Raw genomic sequence first — 18,809 nt, 5'->3', positions numbered from 1 at the left:
AACGACCTGTCGGAATTAATGAGGCAATGCTGATTATAAAAATGCCGACGGTAATTATTTGAATTATCGAAATGGTTTAATTTATTATCGGTTTGCCAAACAAAATATCCGCGGCGGCAAAGGTACTTAAATCCGCCCCGTCATTCAATGTGATCTGACTCAGGCAACGCACGTCAGCCATGGCCCGCACGCCGATGAAGATTTTCGACCCTTTATTTGCACCCCGAAAATCCGTCGTAAATGTAAAGCATTGCAATATAAAACACCGGTTTGTGTATTCCGGTTGCGGCGCATGATTTTATTTGGCAGGATTTTCAACAAGTTGCTCGATTTTAAAACAACAAAACGGTCGATAATTCAATCGATCGAAATAACACATGCCGGATGAGCAACGATTCGAAAGGAAGCTGACGAGAAAACAGGTAACGAGGCGGCGAACAGTCGACATTGTTCGCAATCATTGAATCAATCGCTCGCCCGGCAGCGCCGATGCGTCACTCGGGCGATCCGGGCGAATCCGATGCGGGGCGGCCATGGCGATACTCAAGAACGATTCCTCCGGCGAAGCGTGCCTGCTCCGCGCGTATCACGTGTTCGGCCGCGATGCCGCGCGCTGCGACACGGTCATCCGGGATGCGTCGGTGTCCCGTGTTCATGCCCATATCCGCTGGATCGGCGGGCTTTGGGAGCTCCACGATCACAGCAGCAACGGTACGTCGGTGTCGGGCGTGCGGTTGCGCGACGGCGAGCACGCGGTGCTGCAAGCAGGCGACGTGATCCGGTTCGGCAGGGCGGGCACCGCGCCGTGGCGGGTCGATGCGCTCGACGATCCGGCCGATACGCTGTGGCCGATACGAGGCGCCGCGCATCCGATCGTGCTCGCGCCGCGCCAGATCCTGGCCGCACGCGCCGCGCAGCCGATCACGATCGTCCGGTCGCCGGCCGGCGAATGGCTGTGCGACGACACGTTGCCGCCGCGCGCGCTCCATGACGGCGATGAAGTCTCGACCGGCGACGTCACGTGGCGCCTGGCGCTCGTGCGCGACGGCTCGACGATGATGCTCGCCGCGCCCGCCGATCCGGCCGCGCCGGCGCAACTGCTCGAATTCTTCGTCAGCCTGGACGAAGAGCACGTGCGCATGCTGCTGCATGTTCGCGGCGGCGTGGTCGACCTCGGCGAGCGCGCCCATCATTACAGTCTCGTCACGCTCGCCCGGGCGCGCTCGGCCGACATGCAGGCCGGCTACGACGCCGCCACGCAAGGCTGGATCGAACTCGAGCGGCTGGCGCGCATGCTCGGCATCGACACGTCACATGTCAACGTGCAGATTCACCGTGCCCGGAGCCAGTTCGCGGCCCTGCCGGGGCTGGACGCGAGCCAGCTCGTCGAGCGTCGGCGCGGCAGCGTCAGGTTCGGCGATTTTCCGTTCCGCGTCATGCGCGGCGAGCATCTCGAATGCCAGTCGGTGCCGGGCGTCCAGCCGCGTATCGGCGTGCATCGTCCGGCGCCGGACCCGGTCGTCCATTGCTCGTGAACACGCGAGAACCGGCCGTGTTGCCGATCGCGTCCCGCGCGCCCGTCGTGCAGGAAGCACTTGAACCCCGGCAGCCCGCCGCGCCTTTCGCCGAACTTGCCGGCAAGTGGCATTACCGGCTCGGCGCGCTGCTCGGCGAAGGCGGCAATGGCGTGGTGTTTCGCGCGACCTGCGGCGAAACGGGACAAGACGTCGCGATCAAGCTGATGCGGGATGACGCCACGCGGACCGCGACGGAGCGCATGCGCCAGCGTGCGCGCTTTCAGCATGAGACGAGCCTGTGCGAGGCGCTGCGGCACCCGAACATCGTGGCGTTGCTGGACAAGGGGGAAGCACCCGACGGCCGTCTGTTCGCCGTATTCGAGCTGGTGCAGGGCCGGACCTTGCGCGACCGGCTCGCGGCTCAGGGGCCGCTGTCGGCCGTCGACACGGGCCGGCTGATGACGGAGGTGCTCGACGGGCTCGCGGCCGCGCATCGGCGGGGCATCGTGCATCGGGACCTGAAGCCGCAGAACATCGCGATCACGATGGCCGATGACGGGCCGCACGCGAAGCTCCTCGATTTCGGCATCGGCGCGTTGTTGCCCGGCACGGAAGACATCGCGCGCCAGACCTCGACGCTGGCGACCGAGGTGCTCGGCTCGCCGCCCTATTGCGCGCCCGAGCAATTGCGCAACGAGCCGCCGACGCCCAGAAGCGACCTGTATGCGTGGGGACTGGTCGTGATCGAATGCCTGACGGGCGATGTCGTCATGCGCGGCGCGAGCGTGGCCGACATTCTCTATCAGCAGCTCAGTCCGGTGGATGTCGCGCTTCCTCCGTCGATCGCGTCGCATCCGCTCGGCTCGGTATTGCGGCGCGCGCTGAGCAAGAATCCGGAACAGCGCGCCGCGTCGGCCGACGCACTCGCGGCGACGTTTCGCACGCTCAACTTCGCCGCGCTCGTCGGCCAGTTCGATGCCGGCCGCGCAAGCGGGCAGACGCGTCCGCGCCCGTTCGCACCGTACGGCGAGACGATCGCAACGGCTGGCGGGTACCGGCAGATCACCACGCTGTGCTGTTGCGTGACGATTACCGGAACGGGCCGGCAACGCCACGCCGGAACCGAGCACGGCGGCTTGCTCGACGGCTACGAGGAGCAATGGCTGACGAAGTGCGCCGACATCGCCGTCGGTTATGGCGCGCAGGTCGACGGACGGCTCGGCGACACGTTGCTGTTCCATTTCGGCCTGCGCGGCGACATCGACCGGCCGGCGCGCCGCGCGGCGCGCGCGGCACTCGACATGGTGCGGGTGGCCGAGCGCGCACGGCTGCCGGCGGCGGCCGGCGGCCACGCCGGTGGCGAAAGCTGGCGCGTCGAAGTGGCCGCCGCGATTCACGTCGGGCAAGTTCTCACCCATGCGTCGCGCATGTCGGGCGTATCGACGCCCGCGGCGGCGGCGCGGCTGCTGCGGCTTGCCGGGCCCGGGCAGATCCTGATCAGTGACGATGCGCGGCTCGCGCTCGAACGGCATGCCGACTACCGGCCGACCTCGTTGCGGCTGGCGCGGGCAGGCGTCGTGCCGCAGCCGGTCCATGAATTGCTCGGCGAACGTCGCGCCGATACGCCGTTCGATTCGCTCGATGCCGGCATGCGGGCGCCGCTGGTCGGCCGCGCGCGCGAACTCGACGCGCTGTTGCGCGCGTGGCAGGAGACGCTCGCACGACATCGCCGCGCGATGCGCGGCGAGCCTGCGCCGCGCGGCGTGCCAAGGCTCGTCGTCGGCGACGCGGGAATCGGCAAGTCGCGCCTCGTGCACGAGTTGTGCGAGGCCGTCCGGATCCAGGGCCACGCCTTCGCGCATTGCGGGTGCCTGCCCGAGCGGGAGAATCATGCGCTGTTTCCGATCCTGCGATTCATCGGCGCGCATTGGCATATCGACGCCGACAGCCCGGCCGGTTTCGCGCTCGCGGCGATCGACGCCATGATCGCGCCGCTCGAATGCGATCATGCGGCGGCCCGTGTCGCGCTCGCGACCTGGCTGGGGCTACCCTGCGAAGCGAAGGGGTTTCTGTGGTCGAGTGCGCGCGAACAACACGCGCTGTTCGACGTTCTCGAGCAACTGATCGTGTCGCTCGGTAACGGCGCTCCGGTACTGCTCGTCGTCGAGGACGTCCAGTGGATCGATCGCTCGACCGAGGACTTTCTTGCGTACCTGCAGCGCTCGCCGCGCGCAGCGGCGCTCGGCATCGTGTTCACGTCGCGCCCCGACAAGCTCGGGCGCTGGCGCGGCGCGACCGAACGCCTGGTGCTGCGCCGCTTGCCGCGCGACGACGCGCAGCGCCTGATATCGGCGTGTCTGGGCCAGGGCGCGCTCGATCCGGCCTGGCTCGACCAGCTCGCCCATCGCACGGCGGGCATCCCGCTGTTCATCGAGGCCATCGTGCGCGAGCTGACGATGAGCGGCATGGACGGCTCGCTCGCGGGGCTGCGCGACACGGACCCTTATCCGCTTCCGCTCAGCCTCGGCGGCATGCTCGGGCTCGCGTTCGACCGGATCGACGACGCGCGCGACACCGCGCAGCTCGCCGCGACCATCGGGCTCGAGGTGGATGCGCAATTGCTCGCCGACGCATCGCCGCATGATCGGGCCACGCTCGACGCGCATCTGCGGCTGCTGCTCGAAGAGCGGATCGTGTACGCGCAACATCGGCGCGATCGCGTGTTCTATTCGTTTCGCCACGCGCTGATTCGCGATGCGGCCTATGAATCGATGCCGCCCGCCGTGCGGCGCGGCAACCATGCACGCGTCGGCCGCGCGCTGGTCGCGGAAGCCGATCGCGGCGCCGGTGCGCATGCGTTCGGCGTCGCCGGGCACTTCGCGCGCGCGGGTGCCTTCGCCGATGCGATCGCCCACGGCACCGACGCGGCGCGCCGCGCGCTCGAACGCTCCCGGTACGACGATGCGATCCGCTACGGGCAGGCCGTGTTCGACTGGCTCGGCCATGCCGACTACGCGCAACGCGAGCACGACAGCGCGCGCATCCGCGCCACGTTGACGCACGCGACGATGGCACGGTTCGGCTGGGCTGATCCGCAGGTGCGCGAGCATGCGGAGCAACTGTTGCGGCAGATGCAGACGCTCGACGACCCGGCGCTCGAGATCAGCGCGCTATGGACGCTGTCGACCTACTACCACGTCGCCGGCGATCGCTCCACCGTGCGGGGGATCGGCATGCGGCTCGACGCGCTCGCGACCGAGCGCGGCGATGCCGGCGTCCAGGTCGCGGCGGACGCGATGCGCGGCATGAGCCTGTGGGTCGACGGCGACTATACGCGCGCCCGCGCCGCGTTCGACGCCGTGCTGGCCGGCTACGACGTGCGGCGCGACGCGGACCATCGGCGCCTCCTGGGGCTCGATACGCGCGCGTGGACGATGGCGTCGCTCGCAAGCGTGCGCTGGTGCATGGACGACGATCCGCAGGCCGCGCTCGCGTTGGCGCGCGACGCGGTGTATTGCGCGACCTGCCTCGACCATTTGCCGACGCTCGGCGTCACGATGATGTACCTCGCGCGCATGCACCAGCTGGCGGGCGATCGCGACGCGGCCCGCACGCTGTCGGAAGCGATTCTCCGTCTGTCGGAGGTGCATCGGCTGCGCGCGGTCGGGCACTACGCCGCGATCATTCATGCGTGGGCGCAAGGGGATCGCGCGGGCGTCGTCGCGCATCTCGATGCGCAGCGGCAGTCGGGCGGCCTGCTCGGGCTGACCTACTACGCGTCGCTGCTTGCCGAGCTGGATGCCGAGCGCGGCGACTACCCCGCCGCACTCGCGCAGATCGAGCAGTGCCTCGCATGGTGCGAGTCGACCGGCGAGCGGTATTACGAAGCACAGCTGCTGCTGAAGAAGTGCGAGTACTTGCGCCAGGCCGACCCGCGATGCGGCGGCGTGGCCGCGCTGGCCGCGTGCCGGCGCGCATGCGAAGTTGCAACGACGGCGGGCATGGGCCGCATTGCCAGGCTCGCCGGAGCGATGTTGCAGTCGTTGCCGTAAGTCGTTCCATTCGTCAATCAGGAGAACATACCGATGAGCAAGGATCTTCGATTACCGACGTACGAACAGTTTCTCGAATACCGGGCAACCGTTATCCGGGCGATCGCCCTCGCGTGGCATTCCAAAGCGTTTCTCGACGAACTCGAGGCCGATCCGATCCACGCGTTGCGCGAGCATTTCGACTATCACTTTCCGTTCGATCTCGACCTGAAGGTGCAGACCAAGTCGTCGGCCTGGACACCGGGCGTCAACGGTGACTGGACGGCCGGCCAGAAAAACAAGCTCACGTTGTTTCTGCCGCCCGCGCCGGCGAACGAGAAGCACTTCGCGCAGGCGCTGGCCGCCTACAACGCGAACCACATCACCATCATGGAATGACTTCAGGGAAACCGACATGGCAAAGGAAAACGCTAATCCGACGCTCGAATCGATGCTGGAGTTTCAGAAGGTCTATCTGCGTGCGATCGCGCTTTCATGGCGAAACCCGGACTTCAAGGACGAGCTGCTGAAGAAGCCGCTCGATACGCTCGCGAAATACTTCGGTTACCAGTGTCCGTGGATCATCGACATCGAGGTCGTCGAACCACCGGACGGCGATCATGGCTGGAGGGACAACGGGAAGGACGGCGGGAGCTGGCACCTGCCGCGCAACGTGATGACGGTCGGCATACCGGAACAGCCGTTGAGCCGGGACGAAGAGGCCGTTGCACTCGCGGCGTACAGCGACGCCGGGTCGACTTACCTGTTCACCTGCTGCTGATCCGGCGCGGTCGCGCCGCGCACAGTCGCGCGGCGCGACCGCGATGTTTGCTTACCCGCTGCACGGAACCAGACGATGCTTGATGACTTTTCGCGCGTGTTGCGCTTCAAACCGCATTTGCTCGTGCTCGATGCGGGACCCGAGACGCTGTTCGTCGTCGACGAGTTCAAACGCGCGATGCTGTCCGGCGCGCTCTTCGTGCAGATCGCCGCCTGTTTGCGGGCGCGGATGACGATCGCCGAGATCGTGGCATCGCTCGCCGGCAGTTTCGGAGAATGGGACGTGCTCGCGCGGCTCGATCACCTGATGCAGCGCGGGTACCTGCGTGCCGACTCGCCGCACGACGATGATGCGGCGCGCGGCTTCTTCGAGCGCGCCGGACTCGACGGCGACGCGGCTTGTGCGCACGTCGTTCAACTGCGTGTTGCGGTCGAGGCGTTCGGCGTCGACGATGCCGCGCTCAGGCGCGCGTTCGACACGGCCGGCATCGAAGTCGTGCCGGACACCGAATTGACCGTCGCGATCACCGATACGCACGACCGCGACGATCTCGCCGCGTGCGCCGCCCGCACGGCGGCGCGTGGCGGGGCATTGCTCGTCGTGGCGGCCAGTGGCGTGCAGACGCTGATCGGACCGTTGCTGGCCGGCGGCGGCGCGTTGGCCGACGCGCCGTGCATCGAATGCGTGCGCTACTGGATTCGCATCAACCGGCCGGTCGAGGCGCTGCTTGCACGCCATCACGGCAGCGACGCGACGCGTCTGCCGCCGGTCGCCTCGCGCGCCGGGGCCGCCGCCGCGGCGGCGTTGGTGGCGGCGACGGTCGAGCAGATCGCGGTCAACCGCACGGCGTCGGAACGGCTGCAAACGCATATCGTGGCGCAGCGCATCGACACGCTGGCCGCCGAGCGGCACCGCGTGCTGAAGCGTCCGCAATGCCCGTGCTGCGGCAATCCCGCGTGGATGCGCGAGCAGGCGGCGCGGGCGCCGCGTCTCGCCGATCATGCGCCGTTGGCGCGCGCCGACGGCGGCTACCGTACCGCCGATCCGCAACAGGTGTTCGAGCGTTATGCCCATCTGATATCGCCGGTCAGCGGCGCGATCGCGTATCTGCACCCGATGCCGAAGCGACACGCGGGCCTGCGCAAGGTCTATGCGTCGGGCTTTCTCGTGTGCCCGGCTGCGGTACCGGCCAGCAACCGGTTCGACAGGATCTGCTCCGGCAAAGGCCGCACCGACGATCAAGCCCGTGTGAGCGCGCTATGCGAGGCGCTCGAACGATACAGCAGCGTGTATCAAGGCGACGAGGCGACGCTGACCGGAAGCATGGAAAGCCTGCTCGCCGATCCGGCATGCGACGCCGTACCGATTCACGTGAACGATCTTCAGCAGTTCAGCGAACGGCAATTCGACGCGCGCGATGCGATCAACGCATTGACCCGCGATGTCCGAAAGCAGGTGCCGCCGCGTTTCGCGGCGCACGACGTCATCGACTGGACGCCGGCTTGGTCGCTCGCGACCGGCAGGCGCCACCTCGTGCCGCTGAGCTACTGCTATGCGGAAACGCCCGACAGTGCGCAGGCGCACGCCGCATGCGTGCACAATCCCAACGGCTGCGCCGCGGGATCGACCGTCGACGAGGCGATCTTGCAAGGCATGCTCGAATTGATCGAACGCGATGCGGTCGCGATCTGGTGGTACAACCGGATCCCGCGCCCCGGCATCGATCTCGCGAGTTTCGACGATCCGTATTTCGATGCACTCGTGCACGAATACGCGACATTCGGGTGGCGTTTGTGGGCGCTCGACATCACCACCGATCTCGGCGTGCCGACCGTGGCCGCGCTGGCGGAAAATCCGCAGGACGGGCGCTTCTCGATCGGCTTCGGCTGCCATCCGGACGGCCGAATCGCGGTGCTGCGCGCGCTGACCGAAGTCAACCAGTTGCTCGACGTCGCAGCGGAGGCCCCGCACCCGTGGGATCGCGACAAACTGTCGGCAACCGGATTCCTGTATCCGGCGACCGGCGTGCGCGGCACGACGCGCGCGACGTGGCAGCCGATCGACGCTGCGTCGTTGCCGGCGGCGCTCGCGTTTTGCGTCGGGCGCATCGCGGCGGCCGGCATCGACGTGCTCGTCGTCGACAAGACGCGGCCCGACATCGGCTTGTCCGTGGTGCAGGTCATCGCGCCGGGGCTGTGCCATTTCTGGCCGCGTTTTGGCGCGCGACGGCTTTATTCGGTTCCGGTGGAACTGGGATGGCGCGCGCAGCCGTGCGGCGAACAGGAACTGAATCCGGCGCTGCTGTTTCTGTGAATTGACCGGTTGTCCGTTCATGGCGGCGGGATGGATTCGCCAGCGGAAAGCGGCGGGCGGGCCGATTCCGCCCGCCCGGTGCTGCCGGGCGCCTCGCGCCGATCACGTCGCGGCCGTGTCGAGGCGCCGGTTCGAGATCACCCGTTGTTGGTGGTGATGTAAGCATCCCAGGTGACGTAGCCCTTCAGTTGCGCGCGCCGGTCGTAAACGGCGGCGACGAACGCATAGGTCTCTTGGCCGGGCCTGCATACGGTGGCTTGCACCCAGTAGTCCGCGCGCTGCTCTGCTTTCACACTGTTGTTGTCGGGCCAGCCCTGTACCGGGTAAGGCTCGGTGACGTTCTCGGTGTGGTACGAAACATCGTTCAGAAGGTCGCCGGTGATCGCATTGAGGCGATACAGGAAGCACGTGTAGCTTTCCGTGTACGTCAGGGATACGGTGCGCCAGTAAATCACGTCGCCGACGTTGGCCTTGAGCAGCAAGTTGCTGCCGGCCTCGCCCTGGTACACACCTTGCACGGAGCCTTGGCCATAGCCGTGCGCCGCATCCGCCAGCGGAGTGATCATGTAGACGGAGTCGGGGTCGTTCCCGAGCGAAGTTGCCTGATACGGCTCCGTGCCGAGCGCGTTGTTGTTCTTTTTCAGGATCTCCTCGACATCGAACGCAATCAGGACGTCGATGATTTTGTAGCTATCCAGGCGATGAGACATGGCAGTTCCTTTCACGTTTTGTCGTTGAAGAACACGCTGCTGAATGACGACGCCCGTGACGCCGGCATCTCTCCCATCCTGCGAAGCAGCGCCAGCGGAGAAATCGGCCGGGCGGAAGAGTATCGACAGCGTACGAGGGATTGATCCGCGAGTCGATTACACGTAGTTACAGTGCACGAGCTTGTTTGGTCGGCGCTTCGGTGTCGTGCCGTCGCCGTGTCATGACCCGGCCATGCATGACATGGACCGAATGGATTCGTTGCGTTAGCTGCGGTTGCCCGAACGCCTTCCGAGCCGATACGCGGGCGGGCGACCGGTACGCGTGCGACGACGAAGGCGGCAGGCCGTGCCGGCGCCGCGCCTTCGTCGTCAGGCGATCCGGCCGCGGGATCACCGACAGGATTCACCGTGGGCCGGAACCTAGAACCGCGTACTGAACCCGATCCGCGCGATCGACTGCAGCGTGCCGCTCGACGCGCCGTTCGCGTCCATCACGCCGTTGATCTGCGCGTTGCTGCCGTGGTTCGCGCGCTGATGCACGCCCGCCACGTACACCATCGTGCGCTTCGACAGCCAGTACTGAACGGCGGCCAGGATCTGATGCGCATGCGCGTTGTCCAGCGTGTCGTTGCCCTTCATGTACGTGTACGACGCGCCGACCACCCACGCAGGCGACGGATGCCACGCCGCACCGGCTTCCGCCGACCACACGCCCGCGCCGTTCTGCGCGTTGCGCACGGTCGTGACGAGCGCCTTCCCCGTGACCGTGCCGAGCGTGTAGTGCACGCCCGCGCCCCAGTTGCGCACGCTGGTCGGCGGCAGCCCCGCCGACGCGCCGTATTTCTGGTTCGTATAGGCCGCGCCCGCGCCGAACGGGCCGTTGTCGTAGCTCGCGCCGACGCTGACCGTGTTGTTCGCGCCGACCGACCCCGCAACGTTGCCGAAACCGTACAGCGCGCCGAAGGTCAGGCCCGCCAGCGACGGGCTCGTGTACTTGACGGCGTTCGCGACGCGATTGCTGCCCGCGACGCGATCCCAGTCGAACGCACCGGTCGGGTTGTTCGGCAGCGCGAGCGTGTCGAACGGCCCGTTGCGGAAGCCGTACAGGCCGACGAGATCCTGCGCGATCTCGTTGCCGCTGGCGGCGAGCGCATCGACCATGAACTCGTACTGGTTGCCGAGCGTGAGCTTGCCGTAGCGGTCGTGTTCCAGCCCGACGTAGGCCTGCCGCGCGAACAACCCGCCGCCGATGATCGAACCGTTGCCGAGCGAATACTGGTTCACGAGCCGGAAGATCGCGCGCGTGCCCGCGCCGAGATCCTCCTTGCCTTCGAATCCGAGCAGGTTCGGAAAGAAGATGTTGTCGTCGAATTTCGCGTTCCCGTGGCCGCCTTCGTTGCTGACGTAACTGAGGCCGGCGTCCATCAATCCGAACATCGTCACGCTGCTCTGCGCGAACGCCGCCGCCGGGATCGCACAGGCCGCGAGTGCCAGAAGGGTCTTTTTCATCATCTCCAATGTGCTCCTCACATGTTTCCGATCGGGTCGGATATTTTTGATTGGACTACTGATTGATATGAATAAACCTGAGCCGGAACGATCCCGATTCAGGTGCAACCGAAGGGGACCGGGGCACGCACCGCGCATCGGGAGCGACTGCCTGCCCGCCGACACACCGTGCGCCGTGCGCTAGACCGTCGAATACCTGCCGTCCACCGGCACGACCGCACCGGTGACGAACGACGCGCCGGGCGAGCACAGGAACAGGATCACGTTCGCGACCTCGTCGGCGGTGCCCCAGCGCCCGAGCGGGGTGCGATCGAGGATCTGCCGCGACGCGTGCGCGTCGGCCATCAGCCCGCTGCTGAGCGGCGTGTCGATCCAGCCGGGCGCGACCGCATTCACGCGGATGCCGCGATCGGCCCACGCCTGCGCGAGCGAACGCGTGAGCTGCGCGATGCCGCCCTTGCTCGCGCTGTACGCGGGCCGGTCCTTGCTGCCGAAGTACGTGTACATCGACGCGACGTTGACGATACTGCCGCCGTGCGCGGACAGCGCCGGCAACGCGGCGTCGGATGCGCGCATCACCGATGTCAGGTTCACGTTCAGCACGAGCTCGAACTGGTCCATCCGGTATTCGTCCGCGTGCCGGCTGATGCCGACGCCGTTGACGAGCACGTCGAGCCTCGGCAGCGCGGCGATCGTGCGCGTCAGCGCGTCGCTGTCGGTCACGTTCAGCTCCATGCACCGGACGCGCGGATGCACGGGCGCATGCGGGCCGCCGACGTCGAGCCCGAGCGCGATGACCGACGCGCCCGCTTCCGCGAAGTGCCAGGCGGTGCTCGCACCGATGCCCGACGTGCCGCCCGTCACGACGACGGTCTTGCCTTCAAACGCCCACCGGTGACTCATGTTCGACACTCCCGATGATGTGTGCGCGGCGGGCGGACCGCTGCGCAGGGGAAACCAGGATCTTGATCTGCGTGCGATCGGCGAGCAGCGCGTCGAAGCCGTCGGCGACGGCGTCCTCGAGCGACACGGTGCGCGTGACGATCGACGTGAGGTCGAGCGCGCCCGACGCGACGATGCGCAGCAGGTCTTCGTATGCATGCCGGTAGCCGACGCTCGCCGTGAAGGTCAGTTCGTCGTTGACCGCGCGGAACGCATCGAAGCCTGCGTGCGGCATCAGGCCGACCATCACGACGCGGCCACCCTTGCGCAGCGCCTGCATCGCCGCTTCGAACGTGGCGGGCAAACCGGCCGCCTCGAAGCTTGCATCGACGCCGAGCCCGCCCGACGCCTCGCGGATCGCGTCGCGCAGTACGGACGCGTCGAGCGTGCGCGCGTTGAACGTGTGCGTCGCGCCGAAGCGCGCGGCGGCCGCGAGGCGCTCGGGCGACACGTCGACCGCGACGATGGTCGTCGCACCCTGCAGCTTCGCGAGCTGGATCAGCAGCAGGCCGATCGGCCCGAGCCCGAATACCGCGCAGGTGTCGCCGAGCCGGAGTTCGGCGCGGCGCAGCGCATGCAGCGCGACGGCGGCGGGTTCCATCACGGCGGCCTGTTCGAGACTCACGCCGTCAGGCAGCCGATACAGCATGTAGGCCGGCACGACCGAGAAGTCGGCCATCCCGCCGTCGCCCATCAGGCCCGCGAAGCCCATCGACACGCACAGGTTGTACGACCCCGCGCGGCAGTACGCGCATTGGCGGCAGCGATATTCCGGCTCGACGGCGACGCAGTCGCCCGGGTTCAGCGTCGTCACGCCTTCGCCGACTTCGACGACGGTGCCGCAGAACTCGTGGCCGAGCGTCAGCGGCGCGGTGCGGCCGGACAGCGGATGCGGCGCGTCGACCGGAATCGCGTGCGGGCCGTCCGCGTATTCGTGCAGGTCGCTGCCGCAGATCCCGCAATACGCGACCGCGATGCGTACCTCGCCCGGGCCGACGCGCGGCGTGTCGATTTCCACGAGACGCACGTCGCGCGGGCCATGCCATTGAAGTGCGCGCATCTCAGCGTCCTCCGAGGTTCTGCGTATCGAGACGGTTCGCGGCGGCGCCGGCGAGCGCGCGCTTGCGCAGCACGGCGGGTGCGGTTTCGACGAGGCCGAACGACAGCACGCACGCGAGGATCGCGCCGGTTGCCGACGTCCACATCGCGAACTGCAGGCCGTACTTGTCCGCCGCGAAGCCGGCGACGGTCGGCGCGACGAAGCCGCCGATCAGCTCGCCGGCGCCCATGATCAGCCCGAGCGCGCTGGCGATCGAGCGGGGCGGCACCGTTTCGGCCGGGATCGTCGCCATGAACAGCGTGAAACAGCCGAGGCCCGTGTAGGTCGCGAGCACGAGCGCGCAGAGCGCCCCCAGCGAGTTCGCGTGAATCATCGCGACGGGGCAAGCGGCGGCGATCAGCGCGAACACGATCATCGTCGGCTTGCGGCCGATCCGGTCGGAGATCGCGGGCACCGCGAAACCCCAGAACACCCACGCGGCGCCGAGGCAGGTCATTACGACGCCCATGTCGGCGGGGGACAGGTGGCGGCTGTCGACGAGGAACACCGGCGCGAACGAGATGATCACGATGAACCACGTGAGGAAGAAGCAGCTGATCAGCACGCAGAGCAGGATGTTGCGTTCCTTCAGCAGCGCCCAGCGGCTGATTGCCGTACCGCCCGCCGCCAGCGTGCCGACGGCGTCGGCCTGCGCATGCCGTGCGCCGCCGGGCGGCATTTCGCGCACCCAGCGCCAGATGCAGAACGCGATCAGGAAGCCCGGAATGCACGACACGTAGAACGCGTGGCGCCAGCCGTATGCGGTCGCGATCCCGATCACGACCGGCGGGCCGATCATCGCGCCGAGCAGGCCGGCGGCCGAGCCCTGCAGCAGGCCCATGTTCAGCCCGCGGCGGCTCGGCGTCGAACTCTCGACCATCAGCGATTGCGACAGCGGCAGCACGGGGCCTTCGGCGATGCCCATCAGCGCGCGGAACGCGATCAGGCTCGCGAAGCCGCCGACGAGCCCCGACAGCGCCGAGCACACGGAAAAGCCGAGCACGGCCGCGATCAGCAGCGGCTTGCGCGTGCCGCGCGCGTCGGACCACGCGCCGGTCGCGGCGCCCGACAGGGCCCACGTGAGCGCGAGCGCGGACGACACCATGCCGAGCTGCGCATTCGTCAGGTGCAGTTCGGCGGACATGAACGGGAACAGGAACGACAGCGCCAGGCGGTCGAAGAAGACGAAGCCGAACGTCATGAACAGGATCAGCAGCAGCCTGTTCTCGTACGTCCATGCAAGCTTGGGGGAAGGGTGGGATGTCATGGCGGGCCTCGTCGCGCGTCAGCGGAACAGCTTCTCGATCGCCTGCGCGCCGAGGCCGACCTTCTCGTAGTGGGCCTTGCACATCGCGATGTACGAATGCACGTCGAAATAGCCGTCGGGGTTGCCTTGTTCGTCGAGCCAGATCAGCGGCCCCTTGACGATGAAGAACGCGCGCATCGGCTCGGGGTGATCGAACGCGACGAGCGTGTGGCCTTCGCCCGGCGTCTCGTACACGAAATCGCCCTTCGTCGCGGTCCATTCGTGTTCCAGGTAGCCCCATTTGCCGGACAACGTGTAAGCGAACACCTCGTGCGGGTGATAGTGCCGGTTCACGAGCCCCGCTTCCTTCGCCATCAGGATGTCGCACCATTTGTTCTGCGACGGCGAGATCCACAGCGGCCGCGACGAAACCGTTTCGGTGAACGGAACGTAATAACGTTCGTCGTCGGTGGCCGCGTTCGCGATGTAGGCTTCCGGCAGCGCATCGGGCTTGAACGGATTGGCAATCGGCGGGATGTTTTGCCAGAATTCGGCTACGGCTTGGTCGACCACGGCTTGTCTCCTTGTGTTTGGGTGTCGTGGGCTCGACTTTAGCCAGCCGGTGCGCGCCGCTCTTGACTGGGCTGGACGAATTGCTTGATCGGGCCGGACATCGCACCGCACGACGTTTAAACGATCCATCCCCCAATTCCGCAATGCATGCCGCTCCGTACGACGGGCGCCAGCAGGAGGCGACGTGACGAATTCGACCGTTTTTTCACGCACGCGAGGCTCGACGGCCGACGTGCCGGTGCGCGACCGGATGGCGTACTGGGATGCGTTCAATGCCGCAACGCTGGTCGGCCTGCGTTGTTCGTCGCTGTCACCGGCCGGGCTCGACGTGGAGAAGACCGACATCGCGCTGCCGGGCCTCGGCCTTGCCGACATCAGCGGCCAGGATCACGTGATCGAGCGCAGCCCCGCTTTGGTGCGCCAGTTGCCGAAGGAATCGTTGTTCGCGTGCCAGATCCTGAGCGGGCGCGCGTATTTCATCCAGCGCGACCGGTGCCTGCTCGCGGAAGCCGGCGATGTCGTCGTCTACGACACGCGCGTGCCTTATCTGTTCGGATTCCTGACGCCGATGCGGCAACTGCTGATCGATATCCCGATCACGACGTTCGACGATCGGCTCGATGCGGAACTGGCCGCGCTGCCGCTGCGGATCGCGCCGAAACCGGGCGCGGGCGCGATGCTCGGCGCGACGCTGAGGACGAGCGTCGAGCGCTTCATGAAGGATCCGGTCGAGCGCGATGCCGCGCGATTCGCCGAGCACACGCGCACGCTGATCGCGGAACTCATCGACGCGGAAGTGAACGGCGCGGGCGCATCGCGCGCGTCGCTGTCGTACCTGCTGACGGCGAAGCAGTACATCGCGACGCATCTCGGCGAGCCGGAGCTCGGGCCGCAGGCGGTGGCCGACGCGGTCGGGCTGTCGCTGCGTCATCTCGGCCGGCTTTTTGCGGCCGAAGGCGAGTCGATCACGCAGCACATCTGGTCGGAACGGTTGTCGCACGCGTATCGCGAACTGACGGATGCGCGGCTGCGCAAGACGAGCGTCGGCGAGATCGCGTTTCGCTGGGGGTTCTCGAGCCAGGCGCACTTCAGCCGTGCGATTCGTGAACGCTACGGTGCGTCGCCGATGGCGCTGCGCGATGCGGCGCGCGCGGCCGGGTACTGATACCGGCAGTCGATGCAGATGGAGCGGCGGCGCGTGTCTCACGCGCCGTTTTTGTTTTCAGTGCAGTGCGGTGCAGCGCACTGGCGCCGCGTCACTCCGCCAGCATGAATTCGGCGCAACGCTCCGCGATCATGATCGTCGGCGCGTTCGTGTTGCCGGACACGATGCGCGGCATCACCGACGCATCGCAGATCCGCAATCCGTCGACGCCTTGCACCGCGAGGCGCGGCGTGACGACCGCGTGCGCGTCGTTGCCCATGCGGCAGGTGCCGGCCGGATGATAGACGGTTTTCGCGCGGCGCCGCACGTAGTCGGCGAGTGCCGCCTCGGTCAGCGTCTCGGCTTCGCGAACGATGCGCGCGAGCGACGGTGCACGGATGATCCGCCGGGCGAGCGCGACGCCGCGCACGAGGCCGTCGACGTCGGCCGGGTCGGACAGCGCGCCGCTGTCGAACCGGATCGGCGCGGCCGGATCGTTGCCGCGCAGTTGCACGGAGCCGCGCGAGCGCGGCCTGAGCAGGCACGGGTTGATCGACAGGCCGTGGCCGGGCAGCGGCGCGCGATCGACGTCGCCGACGAGCGTCGGCAGCACGTGGAACTGGATGTCCGGCCGGCCGCTGCCCGTCGTATCGACGAACGCGCCGGATTCGACGACGTTCGACGTCAGCAGGCCGGTGCGGCACAGCATCCACTGCAGCCCGTGCCGCAACGCTTTCAGCCCGCGATCCTCGCCGAGCAGGCTGATCGGCGCGTGGCTATGGCCGTAGATCGATACTTCGAGGTGGTCCTGGTAGTTCGCGCCGACGTCGGGGCTATCGTGCAGCACGTCGATGCCGTGCGCGTGCAGGTGCGCGCCGGGCCCGATGCCCGACAGCATCAGCAGTTTCGGCGTGCTCAGCGCGCCGGCCGCGAGCACGACGTCGGCGCGCGCGGCGGCCGAACCCGTCGCGCCGCTTTCGGTTCGCCATTCGACGCCGGTCGCGCGCCGGCCGTCGAACCGGATGCGCGTCACGCGGCAGCCGGTCAGCACGCGCAGGTTCGGGTGGCGGATCGCGTCGGCGAGATAGGTGGCCGCGGTGCTGCCGCGCTGCCCGTCGAAGATCGTCGTGTGATAGAAGCCCGCGCCGTGCTGCGCGGCGCCGTTGAAGTCGTCGTTGTACGCGATGCCGGCTTCCTGCGCGGCCTTCACGAACGCGAGGCTCAACGGATGACGGAAGCGCGTGTCGCCGACCTTCAACGGCCCGTCGGTACCGTGGAACGGCTCGGAGAGCCGCAGGTGCGATTCGGCGCGCTTGAACACGGGCAGCACGTCGTCCCAGCCCCAGCCCGTGCAGCCGAGCGCGGCCCAGTCGTCGTAGTCGTCGCGCGTGCCGCGCACGTACAGCATCGCGTTGACCGAACTGCCGCCGCCGAGCGTGCGGCCCTGCGGCACGTAGGTCTTGCGTCCCGCCGCGCCGGGCTGTGGCTCGCTTTCGAACGTGACCGTGCGCCGCGTGCCGAGCACACGGATGAACGTCGCCGGAATCCGGATGAACAGGCTGTCGTCCTTCGGGCCGTCCTCGAGCAGCAGCACGCGCCTGCCGGCCTTCACCAGCCGATGCGCGACCGTGCAGCCGGCCGAACCGCCGCCGACGACGATATGGTCGTACGTCTCCATCCCGCTTCTTCTCCTTGCTGTCGGGCGGCAGAACGTGTGCCGCCGCGGAAGAAGCCAGCTTAGCGACCGCTTTGCGGCCCCATTTGACCGGGATGGACGCCGTGCTTGCCTCGCAAGGACACGGCGGCGGGTGTTGCGGCGTCAGGTTATCGCGCGTCGGCCGGCGCGCGCGTGTCGCTCGGCGTCTCGCCGAAGCGTGCGCGATAGCTGCGGCTGAAGTGCGCGCTGTTGTTGAAGCCCCAGCGGAACGCGATTTCGCTGACCGTCAGGTGCTTCAGCGACCGGTCGCGCAGATCGGCGCGGCAGCGTTCGAGCCGCCGCGCGAGGATGTAGCGCGTGAGCGGCATTCCTTCGATCTCGAACACGCGCGCGAGCTGGCGCGGCGACAGGTTGATGGCGCGGCTCACCGACTGGCTGTCGAGATCGTCGTCGGCGAGATGGCTGTCGATGAACGCCTTCGCGCGCGACAGCGTGTGCACGGTCGACTTCGTCGGCGACGCATCGCCGTCGCGCAGCCGCAGCATCGATTGCACGAGCTCGAGTATCGCGGCGGCGCGTCGTTCGCGCGCGTCCGGCGCCGGTTCCTGAGGCGCGGCGAGCAGCGCGTACACCTGCCGCACGGCCCACGACGTCACGCCGTCGTCGCGATCGATCTTGACGAGGCTGCGGTAGCGCCACGGCCCGACGCGCGCCTCGAACACGTCGCGCGGCACGTCGAGTACGGTCATCGCCATGTCGGCGGGAAAGCCGTGGCCGTACGGCACCGATGTGTCGTAGAGGACGATATCGCCCGGCGCGTGCTGCATGCAGTCGACGTCCTGGAACGTATAGCCTTGCCCTTCGTGCATCAGGCAGATGAACACGGCGTCGCGCTGGTCGGCGTGGATGTTGTGCGGCGTGCGCACCACCGCGTGCCGGTTCGCGACGATGTCGCATGCGCTGAACAGCCCGAGATCGCGCTTGCGCAGCGACGCGTCGATGCCTTCGGACGATTTTCCGCTGCATTCGATCCGCACGAGCGTGCGGGCGACATGGTCGACCCAGAAGTCGACGCGCTCGGCGCCGCGAACGGCGCGCGTCGAGATCGTGACGATCCCGGTGCTGGTGTCCGGCATGACGTTCTCCCAATGACCGCCCGAGCGGCGCAGTCTCGGGCACGTCGAATGCCGCGGTCAATCCGTGAAAGACCGGGGCCGGTGCGCGACGCGCTTGCAGCGGGGCGTTGCGGCCGGATGCACGAACGATGTCCGGTTGAGTCAACGGAAG

At 67.6% G+C, this 18,809-nt stretch carries 14 protein-coding genes; 6 read left to right on the top strand and 8 right to left on the bottom strand.

Annotation, left to right across the window (positions count from 1 at the left end; translation table 11 throughout):
* Nucleotides 1-533 precede the first annotated feature (533 nt).
* From R9B84_RS34490 to R9B84_RS34470, 5 genes are all read left to right on the top strand, one after another.
* A complete protein-coding gene (locus R9B84_RS34490) occupies nucleotides 534-1,535 on the top strand; it encodes an FHA domain-containing protein (protein ID WP_423761862.1) in 1,002 nt (333 codons plus the stop codon).
* The gene (locus R9B84_RS34485) at nucleotides 1,532-5,569 is read left to right on the top strand and encodes a TOMM system kinase/cyclase fusion protein (RefSeq protein WP_423761861.1); all 4,038 of its coding nucleotides are present in this window, start codon (nucleotides 1,532-1,534) and stop codon (nucleotides 5,567-5,569) included. Before R9B84_RS34490 ends, R9B84_RS34485 begins: the two co-directional genes overlap by 4 nt.
* Nucleotides 5,570-5,602: 33 nt before the next feature.
* On the top strand, nucleotides 5,603-5,947 hold the full coding sequence (locus tag R9B84_RS34480; RefSeq protein WP_423761860.1) for a BMA_0021/BMA_0022 family TOMM bacteriocin: 345 nt from the start codon (nucleotides 5,603-5,605) through the stop codon (nucleotides 5,945-5,947).
* Between the two features lie 16 nt (nucleotides 5,948-5,963).
* Nucleotides 5,964-6,329: a BMA_0021/BMA_0022 family TOMM bacteriocin gene (locus R9B84_RS34475; RefSeq protein WP_423761859.1), complete on the top strand. Its 366-nt coding sequence runs from the start codon at nucleotides 5,964-5,966 to the stop codon at nucleotides 6,327-6,329.
* Between the two features lie 75 nt (nucleotides 6,330-6,404).
* Complete coding sequence (locus R9B84_RS34470) at nucleotides 6,405-8,642, top strand: TOMM precursor leader peptide-binding protein (protein ID WP_423761858.1); 2,238 nt, start codon at nucleotides 6,405-6,407, stop codon at nucleotides 8,640-8,642.
* 137 nt (nucleotides 8,643-8,779) lie between these two features.
* Here R9B84_RS34470 and R9B84_RS34465 read toward each other — a convergent pair whose 3' ends face one another.
* From R9B84_RS34465 to R9B84_RS34440, 6 genes are all read right to left on the bottom strand, one after another.
* The gene (locus R9B84_RS34465) at nucleotides 8,780-9,352 is read right to left on the bottom strand and encodes an AidA/PixA family protein (RefSeq protein WP_423761857.1); all 573 of its coding nucleotides are present in this window, start codon (nucleotides 9,350-9,352) and stop codon (nucleotides 8,780-8,782) included.
* A 420-nt stretch (nucleotides 9,353-9,772) separates the two neighbouring features.
* Nucleotides 9,773-10,864 (bottom strand): porin, encoded by a 1,092-nt coding sequence (locus tag R9B84_RS34460; protein WP_423761856.1) that lies wholly within the window; start codon nucleotides 10,862-10,864, stop codon nucleotides 9,773-9,775.
* Between the two features lie 177 nt (nucleotides 10,865-11,041).
* On the bottom strand, nucleotides 11,042-11,764 hold the full coding sequence (locus R9B84_RS34455; protein WP_423761855.1) for an SDR family NAD(P)-dependent oxidoreductase: 723 nt from the start codon (nucleotides 11,762-11,764) through the stop codon (nucleotides 11,042-11,044).
* On the bottom strand, nucleotides 11,742-12,863 hold the full coding sequence (locus tag R9B84_RS34450; RefSeq protein ID WP_423761854.1) for a 2,3-butanediol dehydrogenase: 1,122 nt from the start codon (nucleotides 12,861-12,863) through the stop codon (nucleotides 11,742-11,744). The genes R9B84_RS34455 and R9B84_RS34450 overlap by 23 nt, the downstream gene beginning before the upstream one ends.
* A gap of 1 nt (nucleotide 12,864) precedes the next feature.
* On the bottom strand, nucleotides 12,865-14,169 hold the full coding sequence (locus R9B84_RS34445) for an MFS transporter (RefSeq protein WP_423761853.1): 1,305 nt from the start codon (nucleotides 14,167-14,169) through the stop codon (nucleotides 12,865-12,867).
* Between the two features lie 18 nt (nucleotides 14,170-14,187).
* Nucleotides 14,188-14,721 (bottom strand): 2,4'-dihydroxyacetophenone dioxygenase family protein, encoded by a 534-nt coding sequence (locus R9B84_RS34440; RefSeq protein WP_423761852.1) that lies wholly within the window; start codon nucleotides 14,719-14,721, stop codon nucleotides 14,188-14,190.
* Between the two features lie 184 nt (nucleotides 14,722-14,905).
* On the opposite strand from R9B84_RS34440, the gene R9B84_RS34435 reads away from it, so the two are divergent.
* Nucleotides 14,906-15,886, top strand: a complete 981-nt coding sequence (locus R9B84_RS34435; protein WP_423761851.1) for a helix-turn-helix domain-containing protein — start codon at nucleotides 14,906-14,908, stop codon at nucleotides 15,884-15,886.
* Nucleotides 15,887-15,977: 91 nt separating this feature from the next.
* Here the strand turns inward: R9B84_RS34435 and R9B84_RS34430 are convergent, their stop codons facing one another.
* A complete protein-coding gene (locus R9B84_RS34430; protein WP_423761850.1) occupies nucleotides 15,978-17,543 on the bottom strand; it encodes a GMC family oxidoreductase in 1,566 nt (521 codons plus the stop codon).
* Between the two features lie 146 nt (nucleotides 17,544-17,689).
* Nucleotides 17,690-18,658: a helix-turn-helix domain-containing protein gene (locus R9B84_RS34425; protein ID WP_423761849.1), complete on the bottom strand. Its 969-nt coding sequence runs from the start codon at nucleotides 18,656-18,658 to the stop codon at nucleotides 17,690-17,692.
* Between the last annotated feature and the right edge of the window lie 151 nt (nucleotides 18,659-18,809).

The organism is Burkholderia sp. NLJ2 (assembly GCF_049487195.1).
In the GTDB taxonomy this organism is placed as follows: Bacteria; Pseudomonadota; Gammaproteobacteria; order Burkholderiales; family Burkholderiaceae; genus Burkholderia; species Burkholderia pyrrocinia.
Note: the sequence above shows the minus strand (reverse complement) of the source record. Positions and strands in the feature narration are given on the sequence as shown.

Excerpts from the sequence above, each read along its gene's own strand:
- R9B84_RS34490 (WP_423761862.1), top strand. The coding sequence starts at position 534 with ATGGCGATACTCAAGAACGATTCCTCCGGCGAAGCGTGCCTGCTCCGC.
- R9B84_RS34480 (WP_423761860.1), top strand. The coding sequence starts at position 5,603 with ATGAGCAAGGATCTTCGATTACCGACGTACGAACAGTTTCTCGAATAC.
- R9B84_RS34475 (WP_423761859.1), top strand. The coding sequence starts at position 5,964 with ATGGCAAAGGAAAACGCTAATCCGACGCTCGAATCGATGCTGGAGTTT.
- R9B84_RS34470 (WP_423761858.1), top strand. The coding sequence starts at position 6,405 with ATGCTTGATGACTTTTCGCGCGTGTTGCGCTTCAAACCGCATTTGCTC.
- R9B84_RS34465 (WP_423761857.1), bottom strand. The coding sequence starts at position 9,352 with ATGTCTCATCGCCTGGATAGCTACAAAATCATCGACGTCCTGATTGCG.
- R9B84_RS34460 (WP_423761856.1), bottom strand. The coding sequence starts at position 10,864 with ATGATGAAAAAGACCCTTCTGGCACTCGCGGCCTGTGCGATCCCGGCG.
- R9B84_RS34455 (WP_423761855.1), bottom strand. The coding sequence starts at position 11,764 with ATGAGTCACCGGTGGGCGTTTGAAGGCAAGACCGTCGTCGTGACGGGC.
- R9B84_RS34450 (WP_423761854.1), bottom strand. The coding sequence starts at position 12,863 with ATGCGCGCACTTCAATGGCATGGCCCGCGCGACGTGCGTCTCGTGGAA.
- R9B84_RS34445 (WP_423761853.1), bottom strand. The coding sequence starts at position 14,169 with ATGACATCCCACCCTTCCCCCAAGCTTGCATGGACGTACGAGAACAGG.
- R9B84_RS34430 (WP_423761850.1), bottom strand. The coding sequence starts at position 17,543 with ATGGAGACGTACGACCATATCGTCGTCGGCGGCGGTTCGGCCGGCTGC.
- R9B84_RS34425 (WP_423761849.1), bottom strand. The coding sequence starts at position 18,658 with ATGCCGGACACCAGCACCGGGATCGTCACGATCTCGACGCGCGCCGTT.